Here is a 21,422-nt window from a genome sequence, read left to right as displayed (position 1 = left end):
TAATCATTCTATACGTTCTCGTCCCTTAGATTTGGCAGCTCATCCTTCGTTATCGTAAGCGGATGATTATAATACTTGATCAGGTGCTCCCTTCCGGTATAAGCACTGCTGTAGGTTCGCCGGCCATCCTCTTCAGTCTTATAGACAAAGGTACCGTACCAGGTGCAGTTCCAAGCCCACAGGGCCTGATCCTTCAGCATGGAGTCCGGGTCCGGAAGCACTCCGTTCTCCGATAAGGCAATGATTTTGTTCTGGCCGGAATAGCTTCCTGCACGCTGAAAATGTTTCTTCTGCGAGCTATAGTCTCTGGCCGAAGGATACAGATCCTCCCCGATGATATCGACATATTCATCACCCGGATACCAGTCGCTGTGCTGGCCGTTCCATACCCAGATCAGGTTGTTCAGCTTATGCAGATTGGTCATGCGGTCAAACATCAGCTTCCACAGCCGGATATACGGATCGGCGCCGCGTGCGCCCCACCAGAACCAGCCGCCCGCTGCCTCGTGGAGCGGTCTCCACAATACGGGGACTCCAGCAGCCTGAAGCCGCTTCAGCTGCAGGGCGATGGCATCCATATCCCGCAGCAGCAGCTGATATTCCTCAGACTCCGGATGATCCATCGCCTGCGCAAGATCAAAGGTCGTGGCCTTTGTATAGAAGCCGCTGCCCCAGGTCTTGTCTGGCGGAAGATCAATCAGATCCTTAGGCGCGTTCCAGTGCCAGCAGAAGGTTACGATCCCGCCGCTCCGCCACCAGTCGATGGCAATATCGGTGTCGCTGCACTGCGCCCCCCGCTCCGTCCGGGAGGGCGAATAATTCATGAAGTCTAAGCCGTAGACCGCCGGGTATTTGCCTGTCACTTCGTACAGAACATCAAGCTCGGGCGCCGATTCAACTCCGATCTGCTGTCCCGTTAATACGCGGGACCCGTAGATGCTGCACAGATAGGTCATTAGCCTAAGCGCACCCGCATCTGCATGCGGGTTCACCAGCTTAGGCTCCACTATATATTGGGATGCCTTCTCTTTAAGCATGTTCTTCATTCCTCTCTGAATAAGATCAGCCGATAATTCCGCTGCGTTCCACACTCTCTACGAAGTACCGCTGCACTACCACATACAAGGTAATCAACGGGAGAATCGCCAGCAGTATGCCGGTATCGATAATCATCGCTACATGATTGGGGTCCGCCTTGACACCCGATCCCCCGCCTACCCCCAGCAGTCCCGGCAGCAGGGCATTGGCCTGCGCGGCCAGCGAGCTGACCTTCGTAGGCATAAGTGCAATTTCGCTCATGAACAGCGAGGTGAAGAAGGTATCGTTATACTGCCAGACGAAGCAGAACAGGATCACCGTAATCATCGGCGAGACCGCATTGGGCAGCATGATCCGCAGGAACGTCTTCACGCCGCCTGCACCGTCGATCAGCGCCGCTTCCTCAATCTCCTTCGGCATCCCCTTGAAGAACTGGCGGAAAATATAGATGAACAATCCCGCCTTGAGTCCGATAGCTGTAGCAGATGTAATCATGGAGGGCCAATACGTATTAAGCAGATTAATGCCGCTTTTCCCTGTAATCAAATGAATAATCCCCATAATGTCAAAGCTTCGGAAATGCAGGTACATCGGTACCATCAGCGTGCTGGTAGGGACAAGCAGGGTAAGAATGACGAGCGCAAACAGGATGTTGCTTCCCGGAAAGCTGAACCGGGCAAAGCCGTAACCGGCCAAAGCGCAGGAAGCCGTGGTCAGTACCGTTGTCACTACGACGAAGAGCAGCGTATTCCCCAGCAGCGGGAAGTAGTCCAGAATCTGCATCGCCATTCTGATGTTATCCATGGTGTAGTGGACAGGAATCATATAAATCGTCGGATTATAGATGTCCGTTTTATCTTTGAAGGCGATCGAGAACTTCATAATCAGCGGGTAAATAATGATGAAGGAAATCCCGGTGACCAGCGCATAGCGGAACAGTGCATACAGTATATCAACCGTTTTACCTTTCACCTTCTGGACTCTGTGGTGATTCGCCTCTCTATGAGCGGTTTGAACAGGATGAACAGATTGAGGAGCTTGCATAGCCGTACCCTCCCTTGCGATTAATCAATTGTAATGCACTCTTTTGGACAGGAAGTATCCCACGACAATCAGCACGATGCTGATAATCAGCGTATAGATCCAAGACATAGCCGCACTGAGGCCGAAGTTCTGGGTGGTGAACGCAGTGGTGAAGATCATTTGCGTCACTTTGCTGCCCGTGAAAGAGTCGATAATGGTGTAAATCACATTGGTCAGGATGAGCGGGCTTACCAGCGGGAAGGTGATTTTCCAAAAGGATTCATAAGCGGTCGCCCCTTCAATCTTCGCTACCTCGTACATCGCCCCCGGCACAGACTGCAGCGCGGCCAAGAAGATTAGAATCTGTACACCCGAGCTCGTAATAATCTCATAAATCCGCAGGATAGCATCCACAATGTAATCCACGAACGACAGCGGCAGCCCGATATCACTCAGAATCATCACCATCGCCATGACGTTGTACTGCGAGCCGGATTGACCGAGTTCATTCACAGCCGTGGCATCCCCCACCAGGTTGATCAGTCCGGATGCTTCTGCCGCCGATATTGCATTCGAAGCCAGAATAACCGGCAGGAAGAATATCGCACGGGCCAGAACTCTCCCCCGGAATTTCTGATTCAGCAGCGTTGCCGAGAACAGGCTGAAGAACAGGATCATTGGAACGTTAAGCACCATATCCCTGACGGATTCGGTGAGTACGCGGTTGAAGGTTGCATCTACAAACAATGCATTATTAAAATTAGACCAGCCTACCCATTCCAGTGTGAAGCCTGACGGATCCACATTTAATTTGCTGAAGCTGAACTTAACCGACTGGATGAGCGGAGTCGCGAACATGAACACGAATCCAAGCAGCCACGGCGTAATAAAGGCGACTCCCAGCCAAGAGCGCTTGTGGTTTAAGCTGAGCCTGCTCCCCCTCATGACTGCCCACCTTCTATCCCATATTGTCCGGCTCCGACGGTGAAGCCGTGTACGGAGACTTGCTTGTCTGTGTAATTCACATATATCGAAATACCGTTGCTGTACTGCACCTCCACAACACCCTCCTGATGGCGTATATGGTTCACGATTTGCGCATTCTGTACCGGGGAGAGTACCCTGTTAACTTCCTTGTACAACGAAACCGCCTGATCGTACCAATTCTGATAACCTGTGGCATACATGTCGTCAAAATGAGTGAATTTCAGCTTGGAGGACGGCTCATACGACCAGGAGAAATGCGGCGCAGCCCCAAGTTCAATAGAGCGGAGCAGCTGCACCTTGAGATCCTGCTCATCGTTCAGATTCATAGGCGTCCCCGCATAGCTGATGTAACCATGGACAACCATTTCATAGAACGGGATTTCTTCATCTGTCAGCACGAAGCCGCTGGAGGCGGTTGGCACATTGATCAGATGATCGGAGTAAGGCCACGCATAGGCATTGCCCCCTGCAATCATCGTCTGGCCGATGCTCTGATCCAGCTTGCCCAGCTGCTCCTCTACGATTTGTTTGGCCGTCTCCCGCTGAATGACCCGGCTGACCCGGAAATCCGAGCTGAGCACACTGCCGAGATCCCGCAAGGATACGCCGTTGAACCCATAAGCTTTATACTTACTCATGAACGTGTCCACATAATAAGGCAGTTTCGCCGGGGACAACAGATAGTAGCTTCCAAGCGTCATATCCATCCGGCTCAATGCCCGGTTATACGGATAGAGCTCCGCTTCTTCCCGGGTCACGAACCGGGAGGCGTCGGAGGAAGGTGTGAAGCCGCCGTCATCGTGATAAATCTTCTGGAAAGCGATATCCGGGAACAACATGCCTCCCGCCTGTTCCAGCTTCTCTGATAATTCAAGAAGCTGCGCTTTGCTGCCGAGCACACTTTCCGTCTTCAGCTTATCCGGTGTAGCGTGATTCACCCCTTTGGCAGACCAGCCGGTATAGCGCATAAGCAGCCGGTCAATGCCATCCTGCTTCAATTGTTCAGCAACCTGTGCCGCCTGCCCGAAGGTGGTCATGGCAATCTCGGACCGGTAAGGGACGCCGAGGAACGACTTCTGCTTGTCGACAGCCCCCAGCATATCGAGATACAAGGGTACATCCTGTCCGGTCTCCATAGGCTGCAGCACCTTCTCGGCCGCCAGCTGATTCCGGTACAGCTCAGCCATGCCTGAATAATTGGCTTTATCTTTGCCCAGGAAGCTGTAGCGGACCTCTATATCACCTTTGTAAATCTCTTCATTTAACAGCTGAATTTCCTGAATGGTAGACCCCGTATACAGCTCAAGCTCGTCTTCCCCCCGCAGGGTATAGCTGCTGTGGATGAAGTTATACGAGTTCTTCTTGCCGCTGATATCTGCGGCTATGCTGGCTATGGCATCACCTTTCTCGATCACGGCAAACCATGCAGCATCTGCTGTTTTCAGGCCAAAAACCGGCATTCTGGCATTCTCGCTGACCTGCCCGCGTCTGTAGCTGTTATCATTCGGATCAGGGCCGTATACACGCTGTACATACTGCTCCTCCTTCACCTTCCCGTTATTCAGATAGATCAGGCTGCCGGAACCGTCCGGAACGAACATGTAGCCGTCGCTCTGCTGATCCGCTGCTCCGAACATATTCAGCAGCTCCAGGCTGCGGATCTGATATTCGCCGCTCTCCTTGACCTGATTTACAGGGATGGTTACTACGAGTGACCCTGCGTCCAGCCGGTATTCCAGCGGAATGATGAAGTTTGGCTTGCTTGTTCCCGAGCCGCCCTCCACTCCGTTCTCTGCATTATCGAAGGCCAGATCTTCCGCAGAATAACCGGATTTATTGAAGGCTGCGGTCATTTTGCTCAATACCAGAGGCTTCGAGACTTGGGCATCAATGCGCTCCAGAACATCCGGATCGCCGTCTTTCGGGTAATAACGCTGCCCTACATATTTGGCGCTGGACGCATCCAGATTGGCCTGGACCTTCTCTTCCATTCTTGTCTTGCTGATGAACTTAGGCAGCGCATCAATCCCGATGGATGTATCTCCAATCGTATATACAATCCGCAGCCCGTTCTTAAGGCTCTCAGCAGTGAATTGTTTGCTGCTGATACTCTGGGCGAAGTTGGTATAGGATTCAAGTGTACCTATAGAGTCGCGGAACAGTACGTTCAGCTGCGAGGACAACAGCTCCTTCTCGAATCCTGAAGCCAGGGTATCCTGCCCGCGGCCCGCCGGATTGCTGTACCAGATCTGGCCATGACGTTTATCCTTCACGGCGATTTCCGTTGTCTCAGGGTTGAAGTATAAGGACAGCTCAGATTCATCTGCTGCAAGCTGCATGCCCGGAATGCCCCCGGACGAATCCGGCAGTGCGGCGAACCCGGTTCCGGCCTCCAGCTCAGCTGTTACTTCCATATAGGCCGAGGCTTCAACGGCCTTCACTCCGCGTGAGGAGAAGACTAAGGCTGAACCGGCAAGGATCAGCAGGACTGCGGCACAGGCGAGCACCGCGACCAGCATTTTACGATTTTTCACAGGTGCGGCCTCCTTTACGTACGGAATATTAATTCCCGGTAAATGTTAATGAAGAATTCAATAATCTGCTGAAGCATGCTTAACACAAGCGTTCCCAGGAAGACTACAATTCCCATTACTGCAACCGTCAGCAGCATGGTCACTACGGTCTTAAGCACGGTGTATTGATGGACGGTCATAATGCCGACAAACAGAAGCGCTACAAACCATATGGAGGATATTGACATCATCAGATAATAGAAGGCTGTTTCTTCCTCTGCCATGAAGCGGCTTGCCACAATCATCGGAATATAAATGATTACAAGCGGAACTAGCGCATAGGCTGTAGCCATCATGATTTCTTTGAATTTGCCTTCCCCGTCCATCAGTGTCGTAATCGCCCAGTTGGACAAGCACCACAGAAAGAAGGGAAAGACAACCGTGAATAATTGCGTGATGCTGTTCAGATGCCGGGGGTCGTTATAATTCACCAGGAAACCCGCAAACTGATCCTTCAAGATCATCGAAATCACGACCAGCAGCAGAATCGTCAACGCGACCCGGACCTTCCCTTTGCCTTCGTACTTCATATCCCAAAAGCTGTCAAACGGATGCACAATGAGGTGCAGCGGAAATTTAATGAAATCCTGCCTCATGGGCGTTACCCTCCTTAAGGTTTGGCGAAGCCTGCCTGGACGCGGTTATCAGCCTCTTCCTTCTCCAGAAGCTGAAGAGCTTATAAGACAGCCAAGCCAGCACCAGGATCATTACCGCTGTCAGGAAGGTTCCGAAATGCTCCTGCATGACTTCCCTCCGGTACCGTTTGAAGGCTACCGAATACCCGTCGCGGTCCATTCCGAGCTTGAAATATTTAAGCGCCTCTTTATTATTTTTGTCCATCAGCAGGGATTTGCCGATGCCGATATACGCGATATCGTAGTTGGAGTTCAGCTTCAGGACTTCCCTCCATACCGGCACAGCGAGCGAATCTTCACCATTGTAGTGATACCCCACTGCCTCATTGACGCTTGTGCCGAACCGGGTCGGCTTGAAGACGACAATGTTACCTTTTCCCCGGTCCAGTACGAGCTGGTTCTCTTGGGAGAACTCTACCGCTACCGGTATTTTGAAGGTCCCGGTCTGGTTGCCTTTCCCTCCGTAGACATAGAGAAGATCGCCTTCGTCGTTATACGTGAACACCTTGCCCTGATTGGCATCAAGAGCACTGTACATCCCGTTTGCCAGCACTTTAATATCCGTGAACTTGGAAGGCCCAACTGCCGTGCGGTATCTGATGTCCCCCTTAATATCGAAATATCCGAACCGCTTCAGCACATCCTCCCCGGAGGGATTCAGCCGTTTGACCGGCTCCTTGGAGCCCGGATCTATATTCGTCGCATAGAGGAAACCCTTGGCATCCACATCGATATTGGAGAATTCTGTAGGTACAAACAGCGCCATCTGCGCTTTCTGCGCTTTGGTCGAGATCAGCCGCCACAAATATTCGGTATAGTCACGCTGCACCTTGTTCGTGCCGACGTAGCCGATGAATTCACCGTTCTTATCAAACTGCATGATTCCTTCGAAGATCCCTTTAGCGATGACATAGACGCGTTCAGCCTGATCTACAGTCACTTTCACGGGAATAAACTTGAAGTCCGCCGGCAAAATATCAGACGCAGGCTTCTCCACCATGCCGAGCAACTCCCCTTCCGGGGACAGGATCACCACACGCCCGTTGTCCGTATCGGCAACATACAAATTGCCGTCTTCAGTAATGTACAATCCGGACGGATTCTTGAATGAATCCTCCGTGCCCTGATTATCGAAGCCGGTAATGACCTTAATGACCTCCCAGTCCGGGTCCAGGCAAATAATCCGCCCGTTGCCGCTGTCGGCTATATAGATCAGTCCGCTTGCCGCCACGGCCATGTCGCCGGGTTCCCGGAAATCGCCTACCCCGAGATCCTTGCCAGTCAGGGTACGCTCAGGGATATACGCAGCAGGAGCAGGCACCGCTTCTTCCCAATAGTTATAGTTGTAGCTCTCATAAGGCGCAGATTCCGCATACGCCGGCTCGGGAGCTGTGTACACAATCAGCAGGGATGCCGCCATAAGTGACAGCAGCCATTTTTTTGCGATCAACTGCGTTCCCCCCTTAATCCTTCATTCCCGAAGTTGCCATCGTCTCTATAATCCGGCTCTGCGAGAACACAAACAGCGTGATCGGCACGCTCATCAGAATGAGGGCCACCGCTGCCGCCGGACCGGAACGGGCAATCCCCCCTGCAACCACCTGGCCAGCTGCAAAATGAAGCGATTTCAGCTGCTCGCTGTAGATGAACCCGTTGCCGTCGCTGCCCCAGAGAATCTGGAACAACAGAATGATGAGTGTCAGCCAGGCCGGCTTGACATTCGGCATTACGATCGACCAGAAAATGCGGTATTCGCTGGCCCCGTCAATCTTGGCGGCTTCCAGCAGCACATCGGGAATCTGCTCCATAAATTGCTTCATCAGGTAGAGCCCCAGTGAATAGGCAAAGGCCGGAATGATAACAGCCCAGTACGTATCGATGAGGCCCAGCCAGGACATGATCATATAGTTTGGCATGGCCGTTACCGCCGGTGTGAACATCAGCGAGAGGACAACGATACTGAACAATGCTTTTTTGCCCGGAAAATGATGTTTGGCCAGCGGATATGCTGCCGCCGAAGCCAGCAGTACATGTCCGATAATCCCTGCACCCGTAATGAACACCGTGTTGAAAATGTAGCGCGAGAACGGAACCCATGAATTCCCGAGCAGGTTAAACAGATCGACAAAATTATTCATCGTCGGATGCCGGACAAAAAGGGTCGGCGGGAAGATGAAGATTTCATCCAGCGGCTTGAACGCATTATTAATCGCGTAAACCAGCGGCAGGATCATAAAGGCCCCGAATACAGTAAGCAGGGCAAATAAGGAGAAGGTGCCCCATGCAGAGCGGTTCACCCGCTTCTTGGGCATCCGCAAAGGCCGGTTTAACCGTTTGGAACCTATTTGAAAGGGGGTATTCATAACTTCTATTCACCCACCTTTCTGAGAAGCTTCTGCACCACAAGGTTGGTACCTACCATAATGAAGAACAACACAGTAGCAATCGCTGAAGCGTAGCCCATCTCGAATCTGGTGGTGCCGAAGTCGATCAGATGCGTTACGATGGTCTCCGCCGCGTAGTTCACGCTCGGGAACCCGGCCAGGGCAATCGACACGTCAGCTACGGCGAACGCGGTCGTGATCTGAATGACAGCACCGAACATCAGCTGCGGGCGCATAGACGGCAAAGTGATATACCACAGCTCCTGCCAGCGGTTCTTGATTCCGTCCACGGCTCCCGCTTCGTATAAGGTTCCATCCACGGTCTGCAGGCCGGCAATAAAGGTCAGGAAGCCCGTCCCCAGACTGAGCCATAGCTGGACCAGGATGATGATCGGCATGATGTAGCCTTCTGTCTTCAGCCACAGGATCGGCTCCAGAATGAAGCCGAACTTCAGCAGCAGCCCGTTCATGATCCCGTACCGGTCTCCGGAGAAGATCATCAGCCAGATGAAGTACACGTTCCCCGAGATGGACGGTGCATAGAACACAAGCGTCATTACCGCTCTCAGCTTCGGAGACAGCTCATTGATGATCCAGGCAAACACGAAACAGGCGATATAGCTTATCGGACCTGTAATTACTGCGAACAGCAGTGTGTTCTTCAGGGCAATCAGGAATACATCATCCTCCAAAAAAAGACGCGTGTAGTTCTGCCACCCAATGAACTTCGGAAATTCCAGCATATTGAAGTATGTGAAGCTAAGCACAACCGAGACCAATACCGGCAGCACCGTAAATACGGCGAACAACAGCATATACGGCGCCATCAGAATGTACGAATGCTTATTCGCTCTCATCTGCTGCCATTTCAGGCTCCACCAAGTTTGCACGCTTGACTCTCCCCCTTACCGCTATAGACCAAACTCTTTGCGTTTGGTGGTGATTTCGTCCTGAATATACTGGACATAATCCATAATGGATTCCCTGGCTTCCACACCGCCGACTACTGTTTTGTAAAAAGCATTAAACAAATGTCTGCCCGTGAAATATCCGCCCGGAACCTCAGGAACCCCTTCCGCCCATTCGAACTGGGCTTTCAAATTCTCATAATCGGCGATAGGCCAGGGCAAGCTGTCCAGCGCTTTGATATTCGCCGTCGGATAACGTGCGGCAGCGCCCATCAAGCCTTCCATTTCACGCCCGAACACCGTCTGCGTCTGTTCGCTCGTCCACCATTTCATGAACTCCCAGGAAGCTTCCTTGTCCTTCGCCTTATCCAGCATCACGACTGCACTGCCTCCGCTGGAGACCGTCCGGTCCAGCGTGCCGTCTTCCTTCACAGTTCCGGGGATCGGCACGAAGCCCCACATGCCCCTGATCTCCGGTGCAAAGACAGACAGCTGATTGTATAGCGTATAATCTGCAATGCCGATCGGCATTTCACCTGTACGGAAGCGGTTGGCGAAGTCATATTCCTTCTCCAGCTTGTAATCGGTATAGAACTCGCTCCATTGCTTGAAGGTTTCGATTCCGGTGCGCGAATCGAGATCTGACTCTTTGCCGCCATCCCGGTAGAATTGCCCGCCATTCTGGAACAACAGTGCGGCAAACATCGAGTTAGGCGGGATATTCTGTCCCTGCACTGCCGATTGGACCACTACAGGCAGGCCAAACTGCATATGATTCTTGCTGAGCACTGCGAGCAGTGTGGACACCTCATCCCATGTCTGCGGCACCGCAAGCTCCAGCTCCTCCAGAATATCCTTGCGGTAGAAGAGCATATTGAAGGTCTGCGTCTCAGGCAGGGCGTAGACCCCGCTGTCATACCGGTAAGGCAGCACCGCACTCTCGCGGAAACGTGTGCTCACTTCCCCGAAATCCGCAAACTGCGTCAAGTCTGCCGCCGCATTGCGCATCGCAAAGTTAACAGGCAGATCATTGCCGATCTGCATCGCCACATCCGGCCCTTGTCCGGCCAGGGTCGCCGGAAGCAGCGTGGTCATGTTGACCAGCTTCAGATTGACATTAATCCCGGTGGCAGCGGTGAACGTCTCATCAATCATCGCCTTCATCGTATTCGCCTGATCCCGTCCGCTGCCGATCCATACCGTTACCGACTTCTGGTCATCCTCATCCGACACATTGCCGATCTGGTTGTAGTCGGTGAAGAACGAAGTGAAGAAGGCTGCGGTCTCATGCTTCAGCTTCGCGCCGAAGCCCATCCCTTTCTTGGAGAACTTCTCATCAGGTGAAGCTATGTAGAGTGCGTCCACTTCAAGCGGCTGCTCTCTTGCCGTCTGGACCCAGGTGCCGAGTCCGCCGGTATTCGTCTTGTAGGCGGTAAGTCTTTTGGGGATGGTGTCCGGATCCTCAATCATCTCGTCCAGCTGCTCGGCCATCGTCTTCAGCAGCGCCTCCTGGTCACTGGACTGGCCGGATAAGCGGACCAGTTCCCCGGCAATTCCCTTCAGACGATCACGCTCAGTAACGAACACATCCAGGAGGCCCGGAATTTTCCGGTCCAGCTGGTAATCCCGGTATTCATCAGGCTTCGTACCTGTAATCATCAGAATCTTCCGGTACATGGAGTTGAGATTGTACAGGCTGTTCTCTACCTCACGGATGAGCGGGGCGAACTCGCCAAGGCTAACCTCAAGCCTTACGACATGTTTTCCTTGTTCGAGCTTGTATAGATAGGGCTCGTTGCCGCCCATGATATCCATCCGGTAGGAGCTTTTATACCGGAAAGGAACCTTGGCCATTTCCGCAAACGGAACGGCACCATCGATGGTCAGCTTCCGGGTAGAATAGATTCCCCGTACATAATTCTGCTGTGTCTTGAAGGCCAGCTTATAGAATCCGGTCTCTGGCACATCCACTTCCCATTCGATCCACTGCCCCGGTATACGCCAATTCAGCCCGCCTATGGTGTTGATCTTGATTACGGAAGAACTGTATGGAGTCACTGCCGGGCTCGAACGCTCATTCAGCGGGTACAACGTCGGGGAGGATTTCGCCGTCGCATCTTCTCCCTGAATCGTCAGAAGCTGGCCGTTTACAGGCTTAATGCCTTCGGAGTCCCACGCTTTCTTCACTTCTGCGTACGGCAGCGGCGCACTCTGTTTGAATAGCTTCAGCCGCTTAATCAGTACAGGTTCCCGTGAAGATTCCAGGGTTAACGTATGTGTGCCGGCGCTGAAATAAAATAAAAACGGCTCATTCTCATAGCCATCGGAGTCCTGAAAAGCCTTCTCGCTCCAGACCGGCCGTTCCACCTGTCTTGGCCGCAAGTCATTGCCCTGGTTGTCCTGGGTCAGCTGATCCGACTGATTATCCCAAATCCGGTCAAACTGCAGGAACGCCGCCTCCTTGAATGGGAGCTTCCCGTCAATATAGAAGGCGCGCTCAATAGCCGAACTTTTCCCTTCGATGGGATAGTACAGCATCGACAGGTTATAGAAGCCCGATTCCCGGACATGAACAGTCCACTCCGCCTTGCCGGTTTCCCCGGTTAACAGCGCTTCACCGGCCATGCCTTCGTAATCGGACCACTTCTCGAAGCCGCCTCCTTCTACACGGCTATAGTCAGCCGCCTCCAGAATAATCTCCTGATCAGGTCTGGGAGCGTCCTTATGTTCAGCCAGATAGGCAACGTATTTATTCTCTTGATTAGCGGCAATCTCTATGGGTTCGCCGGGAGCCTGCTCATTTGCGGCCACAGCCTGCGTAGTTGTCTCCGCCTGTACATTCAAGCCTGCCGGAAGCATGATCAACAAGCCAATCACAGCAAGCATTATATTCTTGGCTATTTTGGATTGACGCTTTTTATCTATCACCAGAAGTCCTCCTTACAAGCGGAAATCTTATATTCATACAGGCAGGGGGGAGTCGCCAAGACATCCCCCCGTTGTTATGACGATACGAATAATGCCTGTTACTTGCCCAGCTTGGCAATGGAAGCTTCCGCTTCTGGCTTATACTTCTCGGCAGTTGCAGTAACCGATTGATTGTCTACAATGATGTCCTTCATATAACCGTAGGTCGGATATTCCGGGTAAGCGGTTTCAAGCAGGATCTGGCCTGTGTTGTTGATGTGATCATGCATCATAGCCACATCTTCTTCATGCGCGTAGATACTTTCCAGCCATTCCTGGCTCGGGAAATCTCCGGTTTGTGTAATATCATAGGTATCCTCAAAAGCCTGATAAACCGCCTGCGGATCTTTCACACCCTTTGGAATGAAGAATGCATTCTTGCCATTGTCTGCATAGGTAACTTCAGGCGATCCGGAAGGTCCGTTCGGGAAAGGAACCACACCGAAATCGAAGGTCAGATCGCCAAGGTTCCAGATCGGAGCCGGGAACATCGCTACATCGCCGTCTTTGAAGGTATTGAATTCGTCATAGCCGACTTTGTCTGCGCCTTTGACTTTGACAACGTTCTCTACGTTGTACAGACGGTTAATGAATTCAGCGGCCTCAATGACCTTCGGATCGGTCAGACCCTGAGTGCTTGTTGCTTCATCCACCAGCTTGCCGCCGTTCGCAGCGGAGAAGTTGCGCAGCATATCGATCGCCCAGCCCGAGAAGCCGTAAGTATCGATTTTGCCGTCGTTATCCGTGTCCTTGGTTGCCTGCTTGGCGACTTCAACGAACTTATCCCAGTTCCATTGTCCGCTCGCATACAGCTCTTGCAGGTCAGGAAGCCCCAGCTTCTTGAACAAGTCACGGTTGTAGTGAATACCTGCTCCGCCGACACCAGGTTCAGCGAAGGCATAGTCCTCGTTAGCAATTTTAGGCGCCTTCACCAGCAGGTTGGCCTCGTTGTTAATATTGGAAGCTGCTGTTGTATATTCGCTTACTTTCATCAGCTGTCCCTTAAGGATCGCAGGCCATGCCGAGTTGTATTCCATAATGACGATATCGGCAAAGGGTTCGCCGGTAAGAGCGGTTGCTGTGAATTTAGGCATGAATTCTTCAAAGGGAACGTTTACAAATTCGAACTTGCAGTTGTACTTCTGCTCCACTTCAGTAATCTTGGCCAGACGTTCCTTCTCGGAAGCGGAATTGCCCGCAGGCTTCAGATCCCACCAGGCCGCTACCTTAATTACACGTCCGCCCATGTCAACAGGTGCTGCCGTCGGTTCCGCGGTTGCCTCAGCCACTGCTTCAGTAGCAGCAGGCTCAGCAGTCGCATTGGCCTTGGTATTATTGGCTGCATTGTTGCCGCCGCTGCAGGCTGTAAGTAAAAAAGCAAAACATAATAATAAAACAGAAAGCCCCTTTATCTTTCTCATCCGTCAAACCTCCCATGATAAATGATAAATAAGTCAGTGCTGTACCACCTTTAATAAAGCGCTTACACTTCTGGTTAAAAAAATAACAAAAGCTCAAAAACCTTTGTTTGTTTTTCACACCGCCCCTATTTGTTATTATTAATTTGTTTTTCTTAGCATAACAAATGTTACCACCGCTCAGGAGAATGGTCAATAATATTTTATTAAAAATCCTTATTTTAACATAAAAAAGCTTGTTAACCTTAAAAACTGGCCCTCGTCTTGTTTGTATTGCATAATAATGTTATCTTCAACATAACAAAATAACAATATATAAAAACAAAATAATGTTGTATATCTATAATTTTAATAACAGATAGTTTCATAGATAAAACCATTTTCATGAAACTAAAAAAACAAGTGTTAGTCTACTCTTCTTCATGTAAAATTGGAATGTAGTTCTTCTGAAGAGACCAAATAAACTGACTAAAGTAGGATGATTTCATGCGGCGTAAAGTAACTATCCAATCCATAGCAGATTTTACGGGGCTATCGAAATTTGCAGTGTCACGGGCATTATCCGGTAAACCCGGAGTCAGCTCACAGACCAGAGATATGATTTTCAAAGCCGCAGGGCAGCTCGGATACTTCAAAGACTCCATTACTGCGCAGCCTCCGGGTGAGCTTATCGATCTCGATGCCCGCAAATGGTCTGGAACCATTCTGATCTTATTTCCTAACATCCGCTACCAGAATCCGGACTCTTTATATTGGGGCCCGCTGTTCAATGGTATCTCTACCCGGCTGGATCAGCGGGGCATTAATGTGCTAACTCTGACAGAGCCCAAAGATGATTCGATGTTCTCTCTCCTCAATCCCGAAGCGATCATGGGGGTTATTACGGTTGGCTCTATTTCCACACCGATTCTGGTGGAGATCAGAAGTCTGGGCATTCCGGTCATGATGGTGGATCATTACGATCCCGGCTTTCCGTGCGATTCCATCTTTACCGATAATCTGTCCTGCATGAGAGAACTGATGAACCTTGTCATTAACAAGGGCTACCGCAACTATCAATTCCTCGGCAACATCCGTGATGCCCAGAGCTTCTATGAACGGTTCCTTGTCTTCCGGGCAGCACTCGAAGATAACGATATTGAACTTAAGCAGAACCCTTCTCTTAACGGGCCCGAGATAGAGAACTTCAGAGAAACCTTCGCCGCAGCTGTTACCGAACACGGACTGCCTGAGGTCTTTGTATGCGCTAATGATATTTACGCTTTGTTCGCCCTGGAGACGATGGAGATTATGGGAATGCCCGTTCCGGACAATCTGGTATTTACCGGTTTCGATAATACACACCCTAACCTGCCGTTCCTGGCAACCGTTAATGTAAACAAACAGCTGCTCGGCACAAGAGCTGTAGATCATATGCTGTGGAGAATCCTGAACCCGGGTACAAGCTATGAGAAGATCCTGATTCAGGCAGATCTTATTGTCAGGGATTGAGGACGGGAAGCTGGCGTATGTAGCAGAACACGATAGCCCAGGGTCAAACAAGCTGGAGCTTAGCGATTGAGCATTTAATCAGCTGAAACTTTGGCGGGGCTTCATGGCTCAACCATTTGTGAAGAGGACTGAGAATCCGCTATTAGGAAAATTCTCGGCAAATTGCGGGTGATTCGGACTGAGATTCCGCTAAACGTCGTGATTATCCTCATTTCAAGCTCAAATGAACAACATAACGGAATCTCAGTCCGTTTCATTCTTATTATGAGGTTTTTCTGCGAAATAAAGGATTCTCAGTCCGCTCAGACCTCCGTCTAAAGGTGGAAATGATATATAGCTGCTTCTGAAGATAACAGTTTAGACACACTGACTTTTGAAATGTTGATTGATATATCCTGGAAATATACGAGTATCTCTATACGTAAATGGGCTTAGGCTAAATGAAGACGAGGGTGAAGTATTTGTAGTCACTGAGTTCTTCGAATCCCTTACCCGTCAAGGGAGAATCCCGATGTATACCTGCTCTTGTGGTATTTTTGGTTGCGGAGGATTTTATATTGATGTTCTGTATAAGAAAGAAACAGTGATTTGGGGTACAGAACAAGCTACTTTCACCAAATATATTTTCACAAAGGATAATATCGTACGTGTTGCAGAGGGATTGATTAATAAGCTGGTGGAATTACACCAATTGTTGCAGGAGCATGAGCTTCAGGCCTTTCATGATATCGAAGCCTATAAAGAGAAGCTTGCCTGGTTTCTTAATCCCGTAAATAATCAACTAAGCTAACTACAACTATCATTACAAAACAGCGGCAATCCAGGACCTGTTGTCCCGGGCTGCCGCTGTTTCTATTATCCAGAATATAGCGTTGAACTGCTATTATTTAGCTTGTTCCATAAACTCCTTGTAATCCTGGACGATCTCTTTAGACAGGGTGTGGTGTAAGTAATGCTCCCCTTCAAGCGGGATCAGTTTACCATGCAGGGAGTCCTTCACTTGCCCTTCATGCAGCGTCTTCCAGCCCTCAACATCTGTATTATTGGCCTGTATGAAGAGCAGCAGTGGAAGCTCCTTAGGGAATGCCAAAGCCTGGGCTGCTGTAAAGTTATCATTGAAGTGTTTCATTTCATTCATAGTGGTGTCGTTGCTGGAGTTTTTATTCGAGATCATTTTCATCTGCTGCTTGATATGATCATCATAAGGCAGTCCGGCATAAGGGTCCCCGCTCAGCTTCTTGAGCATTCTCATCAGACCTGATTGGTCGAGGAATTTGAACAATCCGACCGGCATCTCAGCATCCATCCCGCCTTGCGTCGGCACACTACTGTCAATTCCTACAAAAGCGGTTACTTCGTCAGTATACTTGTTCACATAATCCAATCCGTATATGCCGGCAATGGAGTGCCCCATCAGCGTGTAACGGTGAATCCCAAGCTGCTGCAATGCTTCATGTATTTCGCTGGCAATATTATCGTTAGTCCGTTCCTTATCAGTTCCATCACTTAATCCATAACCGAATGGCTCAACAGCCACCACCGTGTAGAACGGAGACAGCTCATCGATCAGCGGCTTGAAATCAAGTGCCGGAGCGCCCGTTCCGTAACCAGGCAGCAGCACCACAGTTTCCTCGCCTGTTCCTTGAATAAGTACATTCATCTTTTTCCCGTCAACAGGCACTAACTGGCCGTAGGACTCAATTTTCCCCTGCTCTGATTTGTTGCTGATAATATTCACTACAAACACAACGGCTAAAAAAAGCACTATAACAATCATTAATGCCGCTATAGACTTAAGCGTAATCCTGAGCCATTTTTTCATTATACATGCACCTGTCCTCATCGTTTGATTAAGATCCTTACGAACCAATAAGGTAAGCTTACACAATGAAGATGTACTCCCCGTGACGGCAATATGAACTAAATATGAACAGCTGCATACAAGCGGAAACGGCTACGCCGTCCTTTAAGGACGGGGTGTTTCAGCGAGAAATAGAAGGATAAGTTATCGTGTGAAGCATATAAATTCTTATATTTGAACAAAATCACCCTTACGGTTGAATCAAGCTGGAGTGGATACGGTCTGTGCAGCTCATGCAGGGATTACAGCTACCTCACAATACTCCACTCTGACTACTTCCCGGGGCAGTCCCCGGGGGAAAACATGCGCCACTCTCCTTATTTCCTCCTAACGCCCACCTCCGGCGAATTCAGGGGCACTTCTGCTCCTCATTTCCTCTTGCCGCTCACTTTCGGCGAATTCAGGGGCACTTCTGCCCCTCATTTTCCTCTTGCCGCTCACTTTCGGCGAATTCAGGGGCACTTCTGCCCCTCATTTCCTCTTGCCGCTCACTTTCGGCGAATTCAGGGGCACTTCTGCCCCTCATTTCCTCTTGCCGCTTACTTTCGGCGGAATCAGGGGCACTTCTGCCCCTCATTTCCTCTTGCCGCTCACTTTCGGCGAATTCAGGGGCACTTTGCTCCTCATTTCCTCTTGCCGCTCGCTTTCGGCGGATTCAAGGGCACTTCTGCCCCTCATTTCCTCCTGCCGCTCACTTTCGGCGGATTCAGGGGCACTTCTGCCCCTCATTCCCTCCTGCCGCCCACTTTCGACGGAATCAGTGGGATTTATCCCTTTGATTTCCCCCCATACCGTCCACTTTCGGCGGAATCAGTGGGATTTATCCCTTTGATTTCCCCACAATGCCCACTTCCAGCGGAATCTGAGGGATTCCTGATACACAAACAAAATTCGTCCTCTATAGACGGATCCTGCTCCAAATTCCAAAGTAACATATCCACAAAACTATACACATATTATCCACAACAGACGGATATCATACTTTGCCAGTCAACGAAAAAAAGCTGAGGCAACCTTCACAAGCCTAAGCTTGAGTAGGTTGCCTCAGCATGAACAGACTAATCCGCCGGTGCAGTGACCGGCAGGGTGACAATGAAGCTTGTGCCCCGTCCCGGCTCACTCTCCACCCGGATATCACCCTGATGGAGCAAGATGATCTGTTTAACAATGGCCAGTCCCATACCGCTTCCGCTATACTTGCGGCTATGGGAACGGTCGGCCTTGAAGAAACGTTCGAAGATCCGCTTCTGGTCCTCAGGTGAAATCCCGATGCCGGTGTCAGATATCCGCACGGTCACGTTCTTATTATCTTGCCTGATACTGACACTGATTACTCCGCCATCCCTGGAGAATTTGATGCTGTTTCCCAGCAGATTCGTCCATACCTGATTGAACTGGTCATGGTCAGCCGTCAGCCGGACGGCCTTCAGATGAAGCTCGAAGCTGATGCTGCGGGCCGACCATTGCGGCTGGAGCGCAACGATTACGCGTCTGATCTGTTCATCGAGGCTGAACGCGGTGAGCTGAAGCTGCTGGGACTGCGACTCCAGCAGGCTCAGCTTCAGCAGACTGTCGCTCATCTTGGACATCCGCTCAGCTTCACTGATGATAATATCGAGATAACGGTTCCGCTCGCCCTCCGGGATATTCATCTGCTTAAGCGCCAGCGCATACCCGGATATGGAAGTCAGCGGTGACTGAACCTCATGCGACACATTAGTGACGAATTCCCTGCGCATCTGCTCCAGCTGCTGCAGATCACGCATCATCTCTTCGAAGCTGCGGGCCAGGGTGCCAAGCTCACCCTTCTGCTTAATATTCAGCTTCACATTGAAATCCCCGGCTGCGATCCGGCGGGTCGCGGTGGTCAGCTTTTTGATCGGCCGGACCAGGAACATGGCAGCAACCAGAATCACGAGACTTCCTGCTACCAGCGAATAGACCGAGAAGTTCAGAATCCATGTCAGGACAAAAGAGGTGGACGGAGGACCGATGGGCTCTACAAACATCGCTTTCGTCCCCGCTTCAGTTGTGAGCGGCAGCCCCAGGAGAGTCGTTGAAATACCCGTTGGATTGAGCTGCACAACCTTCCCGGACAAGACTTGCTGCACTTGTTCTGTGGTCACAGTAACCGGTTTGTTCTCATTAAGCTCCCCATAAGACTGAAACTGGCCCGTCTGTTCATAAATCCGGATATGGTAGGATTCGAGTTGTTTCATTCCGTGTACGAACGCATCTGCCTCACTCAGCGGGAAGGCGTCATAGATCCGGACAATATCCTGTCCGAAGCGCAGCAAAGGGATCTGCAGATTCTCGTTTAATTTATCTCTGAACAGCCAAGTAGCTACAAAAAAGGAAATAACCGTCCCCCCGATTACAGAGACCAGGAAAGTCAGGACTACGCGGGTATATAAAGACTTAATCATTCAGTAACCTCAAGCCGGTAGCCCAGCCCGCGCACAGTCTCAATGCAAAAATCAGGTGTAGCCGCAAACCGTTCGCGCAGCCGTTTAATATGCACATCTACCGTCCTGTCATCCCCGGGATAATCTATTCCCCAGATCTGATCAATCAGCTGCTCACGCGTATAGACTTGTCCCGGTGTTCCGGCAAGCTTGTACAGCAGTTCGAACTCTTTGAGCGGCAGCGACAGCGTTTCTGTCCCGCTGATCACCTTATAAGTCTGCCGGTCAAGGGTAGTGTTGCCGAACCGGATCATCTGCGTACTGCCAATCCGGTACCGTTTCAGCAGTGCCCTGACGCGGACCGTCAGCTCCAGCGGGTCGAAGGGCTTGGTCAGATAATCATCCGTCCCCAGCTCGAATCCTTTCACCTTCTCCCAGGTCTCACCTCTGGCCGTCAGCATCAGCAGCGGAAGATCGGGATCGGCTCTTCTGAGCTCCTTGCATAATGTCCAGCCGTCCATTACCGGCATCATAATATCGAGCACGACAAGGTCTACATGTTCCCTGGCGTAGACCTCCAGCGCTTCCTTACCGTCCGCAGCTTCCGCTGTTGTGAATCCGTCGTTGCGCAGAAATAGACAGACGAGTTCGCGGATGTTCGCATCGTCGTCTGCAACAAGTATAGTAGGCATCCTTTCCCTCTTCTCATGTTCTCCGGCCTTTGCTGACATCTATATAAAACTTAACTTCCCCAGCGGCAGCTTCCTGTATTCACCAGCATCAGCATCAGCATCAGCACCAGCATCAGCACCTGCTAACCCGCTAAGTTCCGAACCGCTGCCGGTACCCGCATTTGCGGCACAGCTCCTCAACAGCTTCCCGGCGGGAGAAGCCGTAGAACAGGTTGTTCGCCCGCTCGCCCTCGACAATCTCGGAGAACGGCGTCTCGTGAATATTGCCGAGCTTGATCACGCCTTCGCCATCGAGGCAGCACGGCACAACCGTGCCGTCCACCAGCACCGCCGCCTGGCTGCGCAGCGCATGGCAGAAGCCCTTGCCGTCATCCTCCGGCTCGTGCAGAGCCGGCCATCTGAACTCGTGATCCTGGTTCAGATAGACACGCGGAGCAATCTTCACCCCGCTGCCGGGGACAACCTTCTCTTCGATCCGGAAGTCGAGCCCGAAGGCCTCCTCCAGCAGAGCGAGCGTCTCGCGGTTGCGGCTTTTCTCCAGATTCGTCCGGTTGTCCTCCGTCAGGTTCCACAGCCGGAACGAGACAATGACGCCCTGGGCAGAAATCTCCCGGACGAAATTGATAATCTCCGACACATAACCTTCGCGGTTCTCAGAGCCCGCATGGCCGTCGAAGCTGTGCAGCGAGAAGTTCATCTGCCGCAATGCCGGCTTGCCCAGCAGCTTCGGCCCGGCCTTATGGATCAGCGTGCCGTTGGTCGTGATGTTGACCTTGAAGCCTTTGGCATGCGCTGCATCCAGCAGCTCGCCGAGCTTCGGATGGAGCAGCGGTTCGCCTTTGACATGCAGGTAGATGTGATTGCTATGCGGTTTAATCTCATCGAGTATGGTATTAAACGTCTCAAGCTTCATGAAATTCTTCTGCCGCTCCGTTGGCGGGCAGAAGCTGCAGGCCAGGTTGCAGACGCTTGTAATCTCGATGTATACCTTTTTGAAAGTCTTCAAGTTCCGCTCCCCTTTTCCAGTCGTACATCCTAAT

16 protein-coding genes are annotated in these 21,422 nt (G+C 51.2%); 2 read left to right on the top strand and 14 right to left on the bottom strand.

Translation table 11 applies throughout. The features are described 5' to 3' along the window. Positions 1 to 8: 8 nt before the first annotated feature. The 10 genes from PBOR_RS04705 to PBOR_RS04660 form a co-directional block, all read right to left on the bottom strand. On the bottom strand, positions 9 to 1,046 hold the full coding sequence (locus PBOR_RS04705) for a glycosyl hydrolase (RefSeq protein ID WP_245648036.1): 1,038 nt from the start codon (positions 1,044 to 1,046) through the stop codon (positions 9 to 11). Positions 1,047 to 1,062: 16 nt separating this feature from the next. Then, entirely contained in the window at positions 1,063 to 2,010 is a 948-nt protein-coding gene (locus tag PBOR_RS04700; protein ID WP_425415514.1) for a carbohydrate ABC transporter permease, read from the bottom strand. 96 nt (positions 2,011 to 2,106) lie between these two features. Further along, positions 2,107 to 3,006 carry a carbohydrate ABC transporter permease gene (locus PBOR_RS04695; RefSeq protein WP_042210699.1) on the bottom strand — a complete coding sequence of 300 codons (900 nt, stop codon included), beginning with the start codon at positions 3,004 to 3,006 and terminating at the stop codon, positions 2,107 to 2,109. Beyond that, a complete protein-coding gene (locus PBOR_RS04690) occupies positions 3,003 to 5,582 on the bottom strand; it encodes a DUF5696 domain-containing protein (protein ID WP_042210698.1) in 2,580 nt (859 codons plus the stop codon). Before PBOR_RS04690 ends, PBOR_RS04695 begins: the two co-directional genes overlap by 4 nt. A gap of 14 nt (positions 5,583 to 5,596) precedes the next feature. Further along, positions 5,597 to 6,217 carry a YIP1 family protein gene (locus tag PBOR_RS04685; protein ID WP_042210697.1) on the bottom strand — a complete coding sequence of 207 codons (621 nt, stop codon included), beginning with the start codon at positions 6,215 to 6,217 and terminating at the stop codon, positions 5,597 to 5,599. Further along, positions 6,198 to 7,706, bottom strand: a complete 1,509-nt coding sequence (locus PBOR_RS04680) for an NHL repeat-containing protein (RefSeq protein ID WP_099052439.1) — start codon at positions 7,704 to 7,706, stop codon at positions 6,198 to 6,200. Before PBOR_RS04680 ends, PBOR_RS04685 begins: the two co-directional genes overlap by 20 nt. Before the next feature lie 13 nt (positions 7,707 to 7,719). After that, a complete protein-coding gene (locus PBOR_RS04675; protein ID WP_245648035.1) occupies positions 7,720 to 8,568 on the bottom strand; it encodes a carbohydrate ABC transporter permease in 849 nt (282 codons plus the stop codon). A gap of 56 nt (positions 8,569 to 8,624) precedes the next feature. Beyond that, complete coding sequence (locus tag PBOR_RS04670; protein WP_081972322.1) at positions 8,625 to 9,497, bottom strand: carbohydrate ABC transporter permease; 873 nt, start codon at positions 9,495 to 9,497, stop codon at positions 8,625 to 8,627. Between the two features lie 54 nt (positions 9,498 to 9,551). After that, positions 9,552 to 12,434, bottom strand: a complete 2,883-nt coding sequence (locus tag PBOR_RS04665) for an extracellular solute-binding protein (RefSeq protein ID WP_052429783.1) — start codon at positions 12,432 to 12,434, stop codon at positions 9,552 to 9,554. A 140-nt stretch (positions 12,435 to 12,574) separates the two neighbouring features. Continuing rightward, positions 12,575 to 13,936 carry an ABC transporter substrate-binding protein gene (locus tag PBOR_RS04660; RefSeq protein WP_042210694.1) on the bottom strand — a complete coding sequence of 454 codons (1,362 nt, stop codon included), beginning with the start codon at positions 13,934 to 13,936 and terminating at the stop codon, positions 12,575 to 12,577. 483 nt (positions 13,937 to 14,419) lie between these two features. On the opposite strand from PBOR_RS04660, the gene PBOR_RS04655 reads away from it, so the two are divergent. After that, a complete protein-coding gene (locus tag PBOR_RS04655; protein WP_042210693.1) occupies positions 14,420 to 15,424 on the top strand; it encodes a LacI family DNA-binding transcriptional regulator in 1,005 nt (334 codons plus the stop codon). Positions 15,425 to 15,935: 511 nt separating this feature from the next. Beyond that, the gene (locus PBOR_RS04650) at positions 15,936 to 16,214 is read left to right on the top strand and encodes a hypothetical protein (RefSeq protein ID WP_042210691.1); all 279 of its coding nucleotides are present in this window, start codon (positions 15,936 to 15,938) and stop codon (positions 16,212 to 16,214) included. Positions 16,215 to 16,307: 93 nt separating this feature from the next. Here the strand turns inward: PBOR_RS04650 and PBOR_RS04645 are convergent, their stop codons facing one another. The 4 genes from PBOR_RS04645 to PBOR_RS04630 form a co-directional block, all read right to left on the bottom strand. Beyond that, positions 16,308 to 17,246 (bottom strand): alpha/beta fold hydrolase, encoded by a 939-nt coding sequence (locus PBOR_RS04645; protein WP_245648034.1) that lies wholly within the window; start codon positions 17,244 to 17,246, stop codon positions 16,308 to 16,310. Between the two features lie 1,097 nt (positions 17,247 to 18,343). Next, the gene (locus PBOR_RS04640) at positions 18,344 to 19,711 is read right to left on the bottom strand and encodes a sensor histidine kinase (protein ID WP_042210689.1); all 1,368 of its coding nucleotides are present in this window, start codon (positions 19,709 to 19,711) and stop codon (positions 18,344 to 18,346) included. Then, positions 19,708 to 20,382 carry a response regulator transcription factor gene (locus tag PBOR_RS04635; protein WP_042210688.1) on the bottom strand — a complete coding sequence of 225 codons (675 nt, stop codon included), beginning with the start codon at positions 20,380 to 20,382 and terminating at the stop codon, positions 19,708 to 19,710. The genes PBOR_RS04640 and PBOR_RS04635 overlap by 4 nt, the downstream gene beginning before the upstream one ends. A gap of 130 nt (positions 20,383 to 20,512) precedes the next feature. Further along, positions 20,513 to 21,388 (bottom strand): radical SAM/SPASM domain-containing protein, encoded by an 876-nt coding sequence (locus tag PBOR_RS04630; RefSeq protein ID WP_042210687.1) that lies wholly within the window; start codon positions 21,386 to 21,388, stop codon positions 20,513 to 20,515. Between the last annotated feature and the right edge of the window lie 34 nt (positions 21,389 to 21,422).

The sequence above is a fragment of the Paenibacillus borealis genome (assembly GCF_000758665.1).
GTDB lineage: Bacteria > Bacillota > Bacilli > Paenibacillales > Paenibacillaceae > Paenibacillus_AQ > Paenibacillus_AQ borealis.
Note: the sequence above shows the minus strand (reverse complement) of the source record. Positions and strands in the feature narration are given on the sequence as shown.

Bases quoted from the DNA above. Each gene is read 5' to 3' on its own strand.
- PBOR_RS04685 (WP_042210697.1), bottom strand. From the start codon at position 6,217: ATGAGGCAGGATTTCATTAAATTTCCGCTGCACCTCATTGTGCATCCG.
- PBOR_RS04695 (WP_042210699.1), bottom strand. From the start codon at position 3,006: ATGAGGGGGAGCAGGCTCAGCTTAAACCACAAGCGCTCTTGGCTGGGA.
- PBOR_RS04645 (WP_245648034.1), bottom strand. From the start codon at position 17,246: ATGAAAAAATGGCTCAGGATTACGCTTAAGTCTATAGCGGCATTAATG.
- PBOR_RS04670 (WP_081972322.1), bottom strand. From the start codon at position 9,497: ATGAGAGCGAATAAGCATTCGTACATTCTGATGGCGCCGTATATGCTG.
- PBOR_RS04675 (WP_245648035.1), bottom strand. From the start codon at position 8,568: ATGCCCAAGAAGCGGGTGAACCGCTCTGCATGGGGCACCTTCTCCTTA.
- PBOR_RS04660 (WP_042210694.1), bottom strand. From the start codon at position 13,936: ATGAGAAAGATAAAGGGGCTTTCTGTTTTATTATTATGTTTTGCTTTT.
- PBOR_RS04665 (WP_052429783.1), bottom strand. From the start codon at position 12,434: ATGCTTGCTGTGATTGGCTTGTTGATCATGCTTCCGGCAGGCTTGAAT.
- PBOR_RS04640 (WP_042210689.1), bottom strand. From the start codon at position 19,711: ATGATTAAGTCTTTATATACCCGCGTAGTCCTGACTTTCCTGGTCTCT.
- PBOR_RS04650 (WP_042210691.1), top strand. From the start codon at position 15,936: ATGTATACCTGCTCTTGTGGTATTTTTGGTTGCGGAGGATTTTATATT.
- PBOR_RS04655 (WP_042210693.1), top strand. From the start codon at position 14,420: ATGCGGCGTAAAGTAACTATCCAATCCATAGCAGATTTTACGGGGCTA.
- PBOR_RS04635 (WP_042210688.1), bottom strand. From the start codon at position 20,382: ATGCCTACTATACTTGTTGCAGACGACGATGCGAACATCCGCGAACTC.
- PBOR_RS04705 (WP_245648036.1), bottom strand. From the start codon at position 1,046: ATGAAGAACATGCTTAAAGAGAAGGCATCCCAATATATAGTGGAGCCT.